General features: G+C 74.7%; 10 protein-coding genes and 1 pseudogene. 4 read left to right on the top strand and 7 right to left on the bottom strand.

Annotated features, from left to right (window positions below; translation table 11 throughout):
* Positions 1-66: 66 nt before the first annotated feature.
* From PGN05_RS00385 to PGN05_RS00360, 6 genes and pseudogenes are all read right to left on the bottom strand, one after another.
* Positions 67-1,023 carry a VWA domain-containing protein gene (locus tag PGN05_RS00385; RefSeq protein WP_419750179.1) on the bottom strand — a complete coding sequence of 319 codons (957 nt, stop codon included), beginning with the start codon at positions 1,021-1,023 and terminating at the stop codon, positions 67-69.
* Entirely contained in the window at positions 1,020-1,958 is a 939-nt protein-coding gene (locus PGN05_RS00380) for a DUF58 domain-containing protein (RefSeq protein WP_419750177.1), read from the bottom strand. Before PGN05_RS00380 ends, PGN05_RS00385 begins: the two co-directional genes overlap by 4 nt.
* Before the next feature lie 470 nt (positions 1,959-2,428).
* Positions 2,429-3,388 (bottom strand): annotated as a pseudogene (locus PGN05_RS00375) (AAA family ATPase); the annotation flags it as partial.
* Between the two features lie 332 nt (positions 3,389-3,720).
* Positions 3,721-5,022 (bottom strand): C40 family peptidase, encoded by a 1,302-nt coding sequence (locus PGN05_RS00370; RefSeq protein WP_419750176.1) that lies wholly within the window; start codon positions 5,020-5,022, stop codon positions 3,721-3,723.
* Positions 5,023-5,279: 257 nt separating this feature from the next.
* Positions 5,280-6,815, bottom strand: a complete 1,536-nt coding sequence (locus PGN05_RS00365) for an AMP-binding protein (protein ID WP_419750174.1) — start codon at positions 6,813-6,815, stop codon at positions 5,280-5,282.
* Positions 6,816-6,907: 92 nt separating this feature from the next.
* Positions 6,908-7,669, bottom strand: coding sequence for an SIR2 family NAD-dependent protein deacylase (locus PGN05_RS00360; protein WP_419750172.1), 762 nt, complete (start codon positions 7,667-7,669; stop codon positions 6,908-6,910).
* A gap of 145 nt (positions 7,670-7,814) precedes the next feature.
* On the opposite strand from PGN05_RS00360, the gene PGN05_RS00355 reads away from it, so the two are divergent.
* The 3 genes from PGN05_RS00355 to PGN05_RS00345 are packed head-to-tail and all read left to right on the top strand — an operon-like array spanning position 7,815 to position 12,155.
* Positions 7,815-10,664 (top strand): aconitate hydratase, encoded by a 2,850-nt coding sequence (locus tag PGN05_RS00355; RefSeq protein ID WP_419750171.1) that lies wholly within the window; start codon positions 7,815-7,817, stop codon positions 10,662-10,664.
* A gap of 13 nt (positions 10,665-10,677) precedes the next feature.
* On the top strand, positions 10,678-11,439 hold the full coding sequence (locus tag PGN05_RS00350; RefSeq protein ID WP_419750169.1) for an SDR family oxidoreductase: 762 nt from the start codon (positions 10,678-10,680) through the stop codon (positions 11,437-11,439).
* Positions 11,436-12,155: a sirohydrochlorin chelatase gene (locus PGN05_RS00345; RefSeq protein ID WP_419750167.1), complete on the top strand. Its 720-nt coding sequence runs from the start codon at positions 11,436-11,438 to the stop codon at positions 12,153-12,155. Before PGN05_RS00350 ends, PGN05_RS00345 begins: the two co-directional genes overlap by 4 nt.
* A gap of 10 nt (positions 12,156-12,165) precedes the next feature.
* On the opposite strand, the gene PGN05_RS00340 is transcribed toward PGN05_RS00345, so the two are convergent.
* Positions 12,166-12,594, bottom strand: coding sequence for a hypothetical protein (locus PGN05_RS00340; protein WP_419750165.1), 429 nt, complete (start codon positions 12,592-12,594; stop codon positions 12,166-12,168).
* Between PGN05_RS00340 and PGN05_RS00335 the strand changes: the two genes are divergently transcribed.
* The gene (locus PGN05_RS00335; RefSeq protein WP_419750163.1) at positions 12,536-13,045 is read left to right on the top strand and encodes a cytosine permease; all 510 of its coding nucleotides are present in this window, start codon (positions 12,536-12,538) and stop codon (positions 13,043-13,045) included. The genes PGN05_RS00340 and PGN05_RS00335 overlap by 59 nt on opposite strands.
* The last annotated feature ends 19 nt before the right edge of the window (positions 13,046-13,064 follow it).

The following is a 13,064-nucleotide window of genomic DNA, read 5'->3' as shown; positions in this document are numbered from 1 at the left end:
CCCATCCCCCCCCCCAGCGGTGCGGGGGGCGGGGGGGGGAGGGGGCCCCCCCCCCCTGCTACTCCGCTACACGAGGCGGTTGGTCCAGAGCAGGCTGAGGACGAAGCCGACCAGCGCCAACAGCACGCCGCCGCGGACGAACCAGTAGCTCACGTCGCGGGGCTCGGTCGTGTAGCCGATCTGGCTGCCGAGGTCCTCGTAGACCTGCTCGAGCTCTGCGGCGCTGGCCGCCTCGCTGTAGCTGCCGCCGGTCTCGTCGGCGATCTGCTCCAGCGTCGCGCGGTCCACCGGCACGGGCACCCGCTCGCCGTCCAGGTCGAGGGTGCCGTAGTCGGTGCCGAACGCGATGGTGGACACCGGGATCCCGGCGTCGACGGCGGCGTCGATGGCCTGGGTGTCGTCGCGGCCCACGGTGTTGTAGCCGTCGGACAGCAGCACGATCCGGGCCGGCGCCAGCTCCTCCTCGTTCGCGTTGAGCGCCGACTGGTAGTTCTCGATCGCGTTGAGCGAGGTGAACACCGCCTCGCCGATCGCCGTGGACTCGGCCAGGTCGAGGTTGTCGATGGCGCTGCGCACCTGGCCGCGGTCGGTCGTCGGCGTCACCAGCGTGGTGGCGGTGCCGGCGAAGGACACCAGCCCCAGGTTGATCCGGGCCGGCAGGACGTCGACGAACTGCTTGGCCGCGACCTGCATCGCCTCGAAGCGGCTGGGCTCGATGTCGGTGGCCTGCATCGACAGCGAGACGTCCACCGCCATGATCACCGTCGCCCGCTCCCGCGGGACCCGCACCTCGGTGCTCGGGACGGCGAGGGAGACGACGAGCGCCACCATGCCCAGCGCGACCACCGCGAACGCGGCGTGCCGCCGCCAGCCGGGCCGCTTGGGGACCAGCGAGCCGAGCAGCGCCACGTTGGTGAAGCGGGCGGCGTAGGCCTTGCGGCGCAGCTGCAGCACCACGTACAGGGCGACCAGCGCCGCGACGGCGAGCAGGGCCAGCAGCCAGAGGGGCGACTGGAAGGTCATCGGGAGGCTCCTCCGCTGCCGGCGCGCCGGCGGTCGGCGACGAACCGGACGACGTCCATCAGCCAGTCGCGGTCCGTGCGCAGCTGCAGGTGGCCGGCACCGGCCCGGCGCAGCGCCGCGGCGATCGCCTGGCGCTGGGCGGCGGCGCCGGCCGCGAAGCGCGCGCGGAACTCCGCGTTGCCGGTGGGCACCTCGAGGGTCTGGCCGCTCTCCGGGTCGACGACGGTCAGCAGGCCGACGTCGGGCAGTTCCAGCTCCCGCGGGTCGATCACCTCGATGGCCAGCAGCTCGTGCCGGCCGGCCAGCCCGCGCAGCGGCCGCTCCCAGTCGCTGTCACCGAGGAAGTCGGAGATGACGACGACCATCCCGCGGCGCCGAGGCGGCCGGCGCAGGGACTCCAGGGCGGCCGCGAGGTCGCCGCGCCGCCCGCCCTCGGCCCGCGGGGTGGCGACCACCTTGCGCAGCAGCCGGTCGGCGGCCAACCGCCCGGACGCCGCCGGGTACCGGTCGACCCGCTCCCCCGTGGTGACGACGGCGCCGAGCCGGTTGCCCCCGCGGACGGTGAGGTGGCTGACCGCGGCCAGGCCAGCGATCGCGAGGTCCCGCTTCTGGCACAGCGCGGTGCCGAAGTCCAGGCTCGCGGACAGGTCGACGACCGCCCACGTCTCCAGCTCGCGGTCGGCGATGGTCTCGCGGACGTGCGGCACCTGCACCCGCGCGGTCACCGGCCAGTCCATGCGCCGGACGTCGTCGCCCGGGTGGTAGGTGCGGGAGTCCCCGGCCTCGCTGCCCGATCCGGGCACCAGGCCCAGGTGGTCGCCCTGCAGCAGCCCGTCGAGGCGCCGCCGGACGGTGAGCTCCAGCCGCTGCAGCAGCACGTCGGCCGGCCCCTCGGCGAACAGCGGCGGGGCGCCGTCCCCCGCGCCGGGGTCCACGCCGGATCCGGGCGTCGGGGCAACGCCGGACCCGGGCGTGGGGGCAGAGCCGGACCCGGGCGTGGGGGCAGAGCCGGACCCGGGCGTGGGTACAGAGCCGGACCCGGGCGTCGGGGCGGTCCCGGCCGGCTCCGGTGTCGTCGCGGCGGCCGCGCGGCGACGGAGGATCACGCCGGTGCGGACCCGTTGGCGTAGCCGTTGCCGGCCGGGCCCGGCCGGCCCTGCGGCCCGGCCTCGCCCTGCGGCGCCGGCGGGCCGAACTGCTGCGCGGACGGGACGGCCGGCTGACCCGGACCCGGCTGACCGGCGCCGGGCGGCGGGCCGAACTGCGGGTGGCCGGGTCCGGCCTGACCGGGGCCGCCCGGGCCGAACTGCGGCGGGCCGAAGGACGCCGGGCCGAACGAGGGAACCGAGGGGCCGCCGGGGACGCTCGGGCCGAAGCCGTCGGCCCGCTGCCGCGGCGTCACCTGCGGCAGCGGCACGGTCTGCAGGATGCGCTTGACCACGTGGTCGGCCGGCACGCCGTCGGCCAGCGCGTCGTAGGAGAGCACCAGCCGGTGGCGGAGCACGTCGGCGGTGACGTCGAGGACGTCCTGCGGGAGCACGTAGTCCCGGCCGCGCACCAGCGCGAGGGCCCGGCTGGCCGCGATCAGCCCCAGGGAGGCGCGGGGACTGGCGCCGTAGGAGACCCACGAGGCGACGTCCTCCATGCCGAGCTCCCGCGGCGCGCGGGTGGCGACCACCAGCCGGACCACGTAGTCGACCAGCGCGTGGTGGACGAAGACCTGCGAGGCGGTGCGCTGCATCCGCAGGAGGTCATCGGGGCCGAGGACGGTCTCGGCCACCGGCGGGGTCGACCCCATCCGGTAGATGATCTCCCGCTCCTCCTCCGGGCTCGGGTAGTCGACCAGCACCTTCATGAGGAACCGGTCGCGCTGGGCCTCGGGCAGCGGGTAGACGCCCTCGGACTCGATGGGGTTCTGCGTGGCCAGCACGAGGAAGGGGTCGGGCAGCGGGTGGGTGACCCCGCCGATGGAGACCTGCCGCTCGGCCATGACCTCCAGCAGGGCCGACTGCACCTTGGCCGGCGCGCGGTTGATCTCGTCGGTGAGCACGAAGTTGGCGAACACCGGGCCGAGCTCGGTGTCGAACGCGTCGCGGCCGGCCCGGTAGACGCGGGTGCCGATGATGTCGGCCGGCACCAGGTCGGGGGTGAACTGCAGGCGGGCGAACCGGCCGCCGACGACGGTCGCCAGCGTCTCGACGGCCAGGGTCTTGGCGACGCCGGGCACGCCCTCGAGCAGCACGTGGCCGCGGGCCAGGAGGGACACGAGCATCCGCTCGACGAGCCGGTCCTGGCCGACGATGACCCGCTTGATCTCGAAGAGCACCCGCTCCAGGCGGGCCGCGTCCGCCGAGGGCGGCACCATCTGACCGGCGGCGGAGGCCCCCGTGGGCTTCTCGAGGGGGGTGCTGGCGGCGCTCACGGAACTCCCTGATGGTGCCGGACCACGGCCTCCGGGAGGCCGGTGACGGGGCGGCGTCCCCGTCCCCGGGCCCAGTGTCCTACACCTTGCTGGACGCTTCCTGGACGCGCACCACCGGCCGCGCCTGCGCGCCGCCGTCCGCCCTGGGTGGTCCCCGCAGGGCGGCCCAGGTGGCGGCGTTCCACCCCTGCCCGCGGCCCCCGCTGACTGCTAGCCTCGGCACTGCGTCGGGCAGCTCCCCCCGTGGCTGCCCGACGCCCTTCCCGGGCCCCCGCTCAGCCGGTCGGCCGGACGGCGCCGAAGTACTGGGTGCCGAACCACATCTGCGAGGTCCGCACCACGTCCCCGCTCTGCGGCGCCTGGATGACCTTGTTGTTCCCGATGTAGAGCGCCACGTGGTAGATCGTGGTGTAGTCCGACCCCGAGGCCCAGAAGACCAGGTCGCCGGCCCGCAGGTCGGAGGCAGCCACGGTGCGGTTGCGGAAGTTCCACCACTGGTCGCGGCTGACCCCGCCGACGGAGATGCCGGCCTTCCCGTAGGCGTACTCCATGAGGCCGGAGCAGTCGAAACCGACGAGGTCCTGGTCGGGGTCCAGGCCCTTGCTCGGCCCGTTCTTGCCGCCGCCGCCCCAGCTGTAGGGTACGCCGGCCTGCGACTGGGCCGCCGCGATCGCCGTCTGGACCGCGGAGCCGGACGGGACGCCGGCGGTCGTGCCACCGGGGGCCGGAGGCCGGCCGGACGAGCTCCCGGACGACGACCCGCCGGTGGCGGTGGTCGAGGCAGCGGCCGGCGGGCGGGACCGGGCGACCTGCGCGGCCGCGGCGGCCGACTCGGCGGCCTCGCGAGCGGCCTGCGCACCCTGGGCGCCGTAGAGCGTCTCCTGGGCCTCGGCGAGCTCGGCCTCCCAGACCTCCTGCTGCTGCACCAGGGTCTCGGCCTGGGCGCGCGCGGCGATCTCCTGCTGCTTCGCGGACTCCAGGGACCCCGCCGCCTCGGTCTCGGCCGCGGTGGCCTCCTGGACCGCCACCTGCGCTGTCGTCTCGGCCGCCGAGGCCTGCTCCTCCAGCGCGGTCAGCTGCGCGACGACGTCCACCCGGTGGGTGCCGACCGCGTCGAGCAGCCCCGCGCGCTGGATCAGCTCCGCGGGCCCGGTCGCGCTCATCAGCGCGGCCGCGCCGGGCGACGTGCTGCCCCGCATGTAGCTCGACCGCGCGAAGGCGACGACGTCGGCGCGGCCGCGGTCCAGCTCGGCCTGGGCCTGCGCGGCCGCGGCGGCCGCGGCGTCGGCGGCGGCCTGCGCCGCCTCCTGGGCAGCGCGGCGGACCTCGTACTCCTGCAGCGCGATCTGCGCGGACTGGTGCGCGGCATCGGCCGCCGCCTGGGCGGAGGCGAGCTGGGCGCTCAGGTCCCCGACGCGGGCGGCCGCGGCGTCCCGCGCCGCCTGGGCCTGGGAGACCGCGCGGTCCGGCGCCGCGGCCGCCGTGCCGGGGGCCAGGCCGACCACGACCACGGCGACGAGCGCCGTCCCGGCTCCGCGCAGGGACCACCGGACACCCCGGACACCCCGCCTGTGCACACCGCTGACCACCGGACCGACCCCTCTCCGGGGCGCGGCGACGTCCGAGGGGGACGTCGCGGCGCGACCCGACACCGACGGCGCCCCGCAGGACGCTTCCTGGCAGGGGGATCGACCGGATCGGGCCGTCGGCGGAGGGGGTGCTCACCCGTTGGGGTGGGAGGACCCCGTCCTCCCACCGGCTGGCGAGCACAGGCGGCCCCCCCTGCAGGGGCCCGCCGCGAGCTCGCGAGTGGCGGGGGTAAGGGGGTCCTCTCTCAGTTGACCTGCCGCTCGGAGGTGGACCAGAACTCCTCGCGGAGCTTGAACTTCTGGATCTTGCCGGTCGCGGTGCGCGGGATGGCCTCCCGGAACTCCACCCGCTTGGGGATCTTGTAGCCGGCGATGCGCGCGCGGCAGTGGGCCACGATCTCCTCCGGGGTGACCTGCTGCCCCTCGGCGACGACCACCAGCGCGGTGACCCGCTCGCCCCACTTGTCGTCGGGGACGCCGATGACCGCGACCTCCGCGACCGCCGGGTGGCTGAAGACCGCGTCCTCCACCTCGATCGAGGAGACGTTCTCCCCGCCCGTGATGATCACGTCCTTCTTGCGGTCGGAGATGGTGACGTACCCGCCGTCGTCGATGGAGCCGCCGTCGCCGGTGTGGAACCAGCCGCCCTCCAGCGCCTCGGCCGAGGCGTCCGGGTTCTCCCAGTAGCCGGCCAGGACGGTGTTGCCCTGGGCCAGCACCTCACCGGAGTCGCTGACCCGCAGCCGGGTGCCCAGTGCCGGGACGCCGGCCCGCGAGAGCTTCTTGGCCCGCTCCTCCGGCTCGAGGTCGTCGAACTCCGCGCGCGGCCGGTTGATGGTGAGCAGCGGCGCGGTCTCGGTGAGGCCGTAGATCTGGTTGAACTCCCACCCCAGCTCCGCCTCGACGCGGGCGATGGTGCGCGAGGGCGGCGGGGCGCCCGCGACGATGATCCGGACCCGGTCGCGGCCGGGGATCTCGCCGTCCCAGTCGGCGGCGGCCTCGAGGACGGCGTTCCACACCGCCGGGGCGCCGGCCATGACCGTGACGCCGTGCTGGTCGACGCGGCGCAGGATCTCCGCGCCGTCCACCTTGCGCAGCACCACCTGGCGGGCGCCGAGGCCGGCCATCGTGTACGGCAGGCCCCAGCCGTTGCAGTGGAACATCGGCAGCGTGTGCAGGTACACGTCCCGGTCGCTGACCTGCATGTGCATGCCGAAGGTGACGGCGTTGACCCACGTGTTGCGGTGCGTCATCTGCACGCCCTTGGGGCGGGCCGTCGTCCCGCTGGTGTAGTTGATCGTGGCGGTGGCGTCCTCGTCCGGCTCGGCCCACGGCCGCGGCTCGGTGTCGAAGCGGAGCAGCTGCTCGTACTCCTCCCCGGTGCCGAAGCGGTGCTCGGCCTCCACGCGCTTGAGCGGCGACTCGAGCTCCGGGTCGACCAGCAGCACCCGCGCGCCGGAGTGCCCCACGATGTAGCTGACCTCGTCGGGCGAGAGCCGGAAGTTGACCGGGACGGCGACCCGGCCGGACGACGGCAGCGCGAGCAGGACCTCCAGCAGCCGGGCGGCGTTGTGGCTGACGATCGCGATCCGCTCGCCCTCTCCCACCCCGAGCGCGTCGAGGCCCGCCTGCAGCGCCCGGCCGCGGCGTGCGAACTCCCGGTAGGTGACGTCGCCCAGCGAGGGCGCGGGCTGGTGGGGCTCGTCGACGATGCCGACCCGGTCGCCGTACACCAGCTCGGCGCGGTCGAGGAAGTCTCGGGTGGTGAGGGGCACGCGCATGTCCGGCTCCCGGGTGCTCGGGCCGCCGCGCGCGCAGGGCGCCGGTCAGCCGCTGGACGTGGTCGTCGTCACGCTAGCGCCCGACCGCGCGGTCAGGAGGCCGCGACCAGACGCGGCAGCGCGGTGCCGATCGGCTCGCGCACCACGAGGTCGGCCAGGGCGTCGTAGGGCGTCGGCTCGGCGTTGACCACGACGACGCGGGCACCGGAGCCGGCCGCCAGGTCGGTCAGCCCGGCGGCGGGGTGGACGGTCAGCGAGGTGCCGATCGCGAGGAACACGTCGCAGTCGGTGGCGGCGTCGGCGGCGGCCTCGAGGACGGCGGGGTCCAGCACCTGCCCGAAGCTGATCGTGGCGGACTTGAGGATCCCGCCGCAGCGCCGGCAGGCCGGGTCGGGGTCGCCGGCGTCGATGCGGGCCAGCGCCTCGGCCATCGTCGTCCGGTCGCGGCAGGCCAGGCACTCGACCTCGTGGACGGTGCCGTGCAGCTCCAGCACCCGGTCCGGGGAGGAGCCGGCGGCCTGGTGCAGCCCGTCCACGTTCTGGGTGACCAGCGCCCGCAGCCGGCCCTGCCGCTCCAGCTCGACGACCGCGGCGTGCCCGGCGTTGGGGTGGACCTCGCCGGCCTGCAGGTCGCGGCGCATCAGCCAGGCCCGGCGGCGGATGTCGGGGTCGGCCACGTAGTAGGACAGCGTCACGAGCTTCTCGGCGTCCGGGTCCCGCGTCCACACGCCGTTCGGGCCGCGGTAGTCGGGGATGCCGCTGTCGGTGGAGATGCCGGCGCCGGTGAGCACGGTGATCCGCTCCGCGGTCGTCAGCCAGCCGGGCAGCGGGTCGGGGACGGCGCCGGTCGTCACGCCGTCCACGGTAGGGGCCCGGCGTGGTGGACCCGCGCGCCCCCAGGAGGCAAGGGTCGCCTCACCTGCGCAGGTCCGGGGAGCGGCTGGGATGATCGAGGGTGGCAATCAGCGCGATCGACCAGCGAGGGGTAGGCGCAGAGCAGTGGCAGCCAGCAAGGACAGCTTCGGGGCACGGTCGACGCTCACCGTCGACGGCACCGACTACGACATCTACCGGCTCGACGCGGTGGAGGGCGCAGACCGACTGCCCTTCAGCCTGAAGGTGCTGCTGGAGAACCTGCTGCGCACCGAGGACGGCGCGGACATCACCGCCGACCACATCCGCGCGCTCGCCGGCTGGGACCCGAACGCCGAGCCGGACCAGGAGATCCAGTTCAGCCCGGCCCGCGTGGTCATGCAGGACTTCACCGGCGTCCCCTGCATCGTCGACCTCGCCACCATGCGCGAGGCCATGGCCGAGATCGGCGGCGACCCGCAGAAGATCAACCCGCTGGCGCCGGCCGAGCTGGTCATCGACCACTCCGTGATCGCCGACGTCTTCGGCACCCCGGACTCCTTCGAGCGCAACGTCGAGATCGAGTACGAGCGCAACGGCGAGCGGTACCAGTTCCTCCGCTGGGGCCAGGGCGCGTTCAGCGACTTCATGGTCGTCCCCCCGGGCACCGGCATCGTGCACCAGGTCAACATCGAGCACCTGGCCCGCGTGGTCTTCCCGCGGGCGGAGACCTCCGCCGATGGCACGACCCGCGTGGTGGCCTATCCCGACACCTGCGTCGGCACCGACTCGCACACCACCATGGTCAACGGCCTGGGCGTGCTGGGCTGGGGCGTCGGCGGCATCGAGGCCGAGGCCGCCATGCTCGGCCAGCCGGTCTCGATGCTCATCCCCCGCGTGGTGGGCTTCAAGCTGACCGGCCAGCTGCCCGACGGCGCCACCGCCACCGACCTCGTCCTGACCATCACCGAGATGCTCCGCGAGCACGGCGTGGTCGGGAAGTTCGTCGAGTTCTACGGCGCCGGCGTCTCCGCCGTCCCGCTGGCCAACCGGGCCACGATCGGCAACATGAGCCCGGAGTTCGGCTCGACCGCGGCGATGTTCCCGATCGACGAGGAGACCATCACCTACCTGCAGCTGACCGGCCGCAGCGCCGAGCAGGTGGCCCTGGTCGAGGCCTACGCCAAGGAGCAGGGCCTCTGGCACGACCCCTCCCGCGAGCCGGCCTTCTCCGAGTACCTGGAGCTGGACCTCTCCACCGTCGTCCCGTCGATCGCCGGCCCGAAGCGCCCGCAGGACCGCGTGACGATCGCCGACGCGAAGGCCTCCTTCCGCCAGGCGCTGCCCACGTACGCGCCCATCGACGAGATCCAGAAGGACGACGACGACGCCCCGCGCGACACCGAGTCCGCCGCCGACGAGGCGTCCGAGGAGTCCTTCCCCGCGTCGGACCCGGTGAGCCCGTTCGCGCACGGCAACGGCGAGGCCGGCAAGCCGCACCACGTCGTCCCGGACCGCGTCCCGGACCGCCCCTCCAAGCCGACCCGCGTGGTCATGGAGGACGGGACCGAGACCCACGTCGACCACGGCCACGTCGTGATCGCCGCCATCACCTCCTGCACCAACACCTCCAACCCGCAGGTGATGATCGGCGCCGCGCTGCTGGCCAAGAAGGCCGTCGAGCGCGGGCTGACCACCAAGCCGTGGGTGAAGACGACGCTGGCCCCCGGGTCCAAGGTCGTCATGGACTACTACGAGAAGGCCGAGCTCACCCCGTACCTGGAGAAGCTGGGCTTCTTCCTGGTCGGGTACGGCTGCACCACCTGCATCGGCAACTCGGGCCCGCTCCCGGAGCCGGTGTCGGCCGCGGTCGACGAGGCCGACCTCGCCGTCGTGTCCGTGCTGTCGGGCAACCGGAACTTCGAGGGCCGGATCAACCCCGACGTCAAGATGAACTACCTGGCCAGCCCGCCGCTGGTGATCGCCTACGCGCTGGCAGGCTCCATGGACGTCGACCTGGACAACGACCCGCTCGGCCAGGACACCGACGGCAACGACGTCTTCCTCCGCGACATCTGGCCCTCTCCGCAGGAGGTCCAGCGGACGATCGACCACGCCGTGTCCGCCGAGCAGTTCGGGCGGAGCTACGCGGACGTGTTCGCCGGCACCGAGCAGTGGCAGAACCTGCCCACGCCGACCGGGAACACCTTCGACTGGGACCCGGAGAGCACCTACGTCCGGCGTCCTCCGTACTTCGAGGGCATGCCGGCCGAGCCGACCCCGGTCACCGACATCACCGGCGCCCGCACCCTCGCGGTGCTCGGGGACTCGGTCACGACCGACCACATCTCCCCGGCCGGCTCGATCAAGGCCGACAGCCCCGCGGGCCGGTACCTGCAGGAGCACGGCGTGCAGCGCCGCGACTTCAACTCCTACGGCTCCCGGCGCGGCAACCACGAGGTGATGATCCGCGGCACCTTCGCCAACATCCGGCTGCGCAACCAGCTGGTGCCCGGCACCGAGGGCGGCGTCACCAAGAACCACCTGACCGGCGAGACGACGTCCATCTACGACGCCTCGCAGGCCTACCAGGAGGCGGGCATCCCGCTGGTCGTGCTGGCCGGCAAGGAGTACGGCTCGGGCTCGTCGCGCGACTGGGCGGCCAAGGGGACGGCGCTGCTGGGCGTCAAGGCGGTCATCGCCGAGAGCTACGAGCGGATCCACCGCTCCAACCTCATCGGCATGGGCGTGCTGCCGCTGCAGTTCCCCGCCGGCCAGGACCGCGAGTCGCTCGGCCTGACCGGCGACGAGGAGTTCACGATCACCGGGATCACCGAGCTCAACGAGGGGCGCACCCCGCGGACGGTGAAGGTGCGGGCCGGCGACGTGGAGTTCGACGCCGTCGTCCGGATCGACACCCCCGGCGAGGCGAACTACTACCGCAACGGCGGGATCATGCAGTACGTCCTGCGCTCGCTGCGGGGCTCCGCCGCCTGATGGCTGCCGCCTGATGGACCTGGGCCTGGGCGGTCGCGGCTACCTGCTCACCGGCGCGAGCCGGGGGCTGGGGTTCGCGATCGCCCGCGCCCTGGTGGACGACGGCGCCCGGGTGCTGGTCAGCGCCCGGGACGCCGGCGCGGTCGCCGAGGCGGCCGCGCAGCTCGGCGGCCCGCCCGCCGCGCACGGCGTGGCCGCGGACCTGGCCGACCCCGGCGCCGCCGACCGGCTGGTCGAGGCCGCGCTGCAGCAGCTGGGCCGGGTGGACGGGCTGCTCGTCTCGGTCGGCGGCCCGGCGCCGGGATCGGTGCTCGGCACCGACGAGCAGGACTGGCGCCACGGCGTCGAGAGCCTCCTGCTGGGGCCGCTCCGGCTGGTGAAGGCTCTCGTCCCGCACCTGGGCGAGGGGGCGGCGATCGGCTTCGTGCTGTCCACCTCGGTGCGCCAGCCGCTGCCGGACCTCGCGGTGTCCAACGGGCTGCGCCCGGGCATCGCCATGACCGCCAAGAGCCTGGCCGACGAGCTCGGCCCCCGGGGCATCCGGGTCGTGGGGCTCCTGCCCGGCGCGACCGCCACCGACCGCACGCTCGCGATCGACTCGCGCAGTCCCGACCCCGACGCCGCCCGCCGCGCCACCGAGGCGACGATCCCGCTGCGGCGCTACGGGCGGCCCGAGGAGTTCGGCAAGGTGGCCGCCTTCGTCCTCTCCCCCGCCGCCTCCTACGTCACCGGGACCCTGGTCACCGTCGACGGCGGCCGGCTCCGCTCGCCGTGAACCTCGGCGGGGACCCGCCGGTCCTGGTGGCCTGCGCGCACGGGACCCGCGACCCCGGCGGGCGCCGGCTGGTCGCCGAGCTCGCCCTCGCCGCCCGCCGCCTGCGGCCCGGCCTGACCACGACCGCGGCCTTCGTCGACGTCCAGCCGCCCACCGTGGCCGACGTCGTCGCCGGGCTGGCCGCGCAGGGCCGCCCGGCGGTCGTCGTCCCCCTGCTGCTGTCCGGCGGGTACCACGTGCACGTCGACATCGCCCGGGCCGTGCAGGCGCACGACGCCGCGCGCGCCGCCCGGCCACTGGGGCCCGATCCGCGGCTGGTCGCCGTCCTCGCCGACCGGCTCGCAGCCGCCGGCGCCGACCCCGCGGACACCGGCACCGCGGTGGTGCTGGCCGCCGCCGGGTCCAGCGACCCGCGGTCGGTGGCCGACGTGGCGGCCACCGCGGCGCTGCTGCGGGAGCGCCAAGCCGGGCCGGTGAGCACCGGTTACGGCTCGACCGCGCGGCCACGGGTCGCCGAGGCCGTCGAGGCCGCGCGGCGGGCGGGCGCGGCCCAGGTCGTGGTCGCCGCCTACCTGCTCGCGCCCGGCCACTTCCACGGCCGGCTCGCCGCGGCGGGCGCGGACGTGGTCACCGCTCCGCTGCTGCCGGACGACCGGATCGCCGCGGTCCTGCTCGACCGCTACGACGCCGCGGTCGCGACGACCGCCGACGCCTGACCCGCTCGGCTCACCGGCGGTGGAGGCGCTCGGCGGTGGCCGGCGCCACGAGGATGGAGAAGCGGTCGAACAGCGCCTCGGTGACCGTCTCGCCGATGCAGTCCCTGGCGGCGCGTACGGCGGCGCCGCCGGCCAGCAGCCGGTCGAACCCGTCGCTGATCTCCTGCAGCAGGTAGGGCGCCGCCGTCGTACGGCCGAAGTGGTTGACCGCGACCATCGACACCTCGTCCTTGAGCCCGGCCAGCCGGGCGGCGCTCTTGGCGAAGGTCTCGACGTCGGAGTCGTGGAACTGGGCGTAGATCGGCCCGGTGTTGATGGTGCCGCCGCCGAAGAGGATCCCGGACCGGTCGTCGAGCAGGCAGATGCTGTCCTCGTCGGGGATGAGCCTGCTCGCGGTCGGCGTCTCGACGACGCGGACACGGGCGACCGCACTGAACATCGCGCTGGCACTGGCGGTCACCTGCTACGTCGTCTTCTTCCGCGACTTCTCCGAGTTCCGCGTCGCCTTCCTCACTCTGATGATCGTGTGGAGCTCGTCGTGGTGCGGTGTCTTCCTGGCCGACATGCTGCTCCGGCGGAGCCGCTACGACGTCCCGGCGCTGCTGCGGCCCACCGGTGGCGCGTACTGGTACCGCGGCGGCTGGAACCTGGTTGCGACCGGCTGGTTCCTGGCCGGCGTCCTCGCCTCGGCACTGTTCGCCACCAGCTCGATCTGGACGGGCCCCCTGACCGCGTGGGTCGACGGCGGGGACCTGTCGATCTTCGCCGGGCTGCTCGTGGGCGGGGTCGGCTACTACGTCCACGCCCGGGCTCAGGGCCTGGGCCGCACGCCGGGGGCCGGGGGCGCCCCGGCCCGGGCGGAGGGTGCCGCGCCCGCCGAGCGCGCCTGACCCGCGGGTCCGGAGCGCG

The sequence above is a fragment of the Geodermatophilus sp. CPCC 206100 genome (genome assembly GCF_048569675.1).
In the GTDB taxonomy this organism is placed as follows: Bacteria; Actinomycetota; Actinomycetes; order Mycobacteriales; family Geodermatophilaceae; genus Geodermatophilus.
The sequence above is the reverse complement of the archived record's forward strand: the minus strand, read 5'-3'. Positions and strand labels throughout refer to the sequence as shown.

Coding starts and splice junctions, on each gene's coding strand:
- PGN05_RS00385 (WP_419750179.1), bottom strand. CDS start 1,023: ATGACCTTCCAGTCGCCCCTCTGGCTGCTGGCCCTGCTCGCCGTCGCG.
- PGN05_RS00365 (WP_419750174.1), bottom strand. CDS start 6,815: ATGCGCGTGCCCCTCACCACCCGAGACTTCCTCGACCGCGCCGAGCTG.
- PGN05_RS00350 (WP_419750169.1), top strand. CDS start 10,678: ATGGACCTGGGCCTGGGCGGTCGCGGCTACCTGCTCACCGGCGCGAGC.
- PGN05_RS00335 (WP_419750163.1), top strand. CDS start 12,536: ATGAGCCTGCTCGCGGTCGGCGTCTCGACGACGCGGACACGGGCGACC.
- PGN05_RS00340 (WP_419750165.1), bottom strand. CDS start 12,594: ATGTTCAGTGCGGTCGCCCGTGTCCGCGTCGTCGAGACGCCGACCGCG.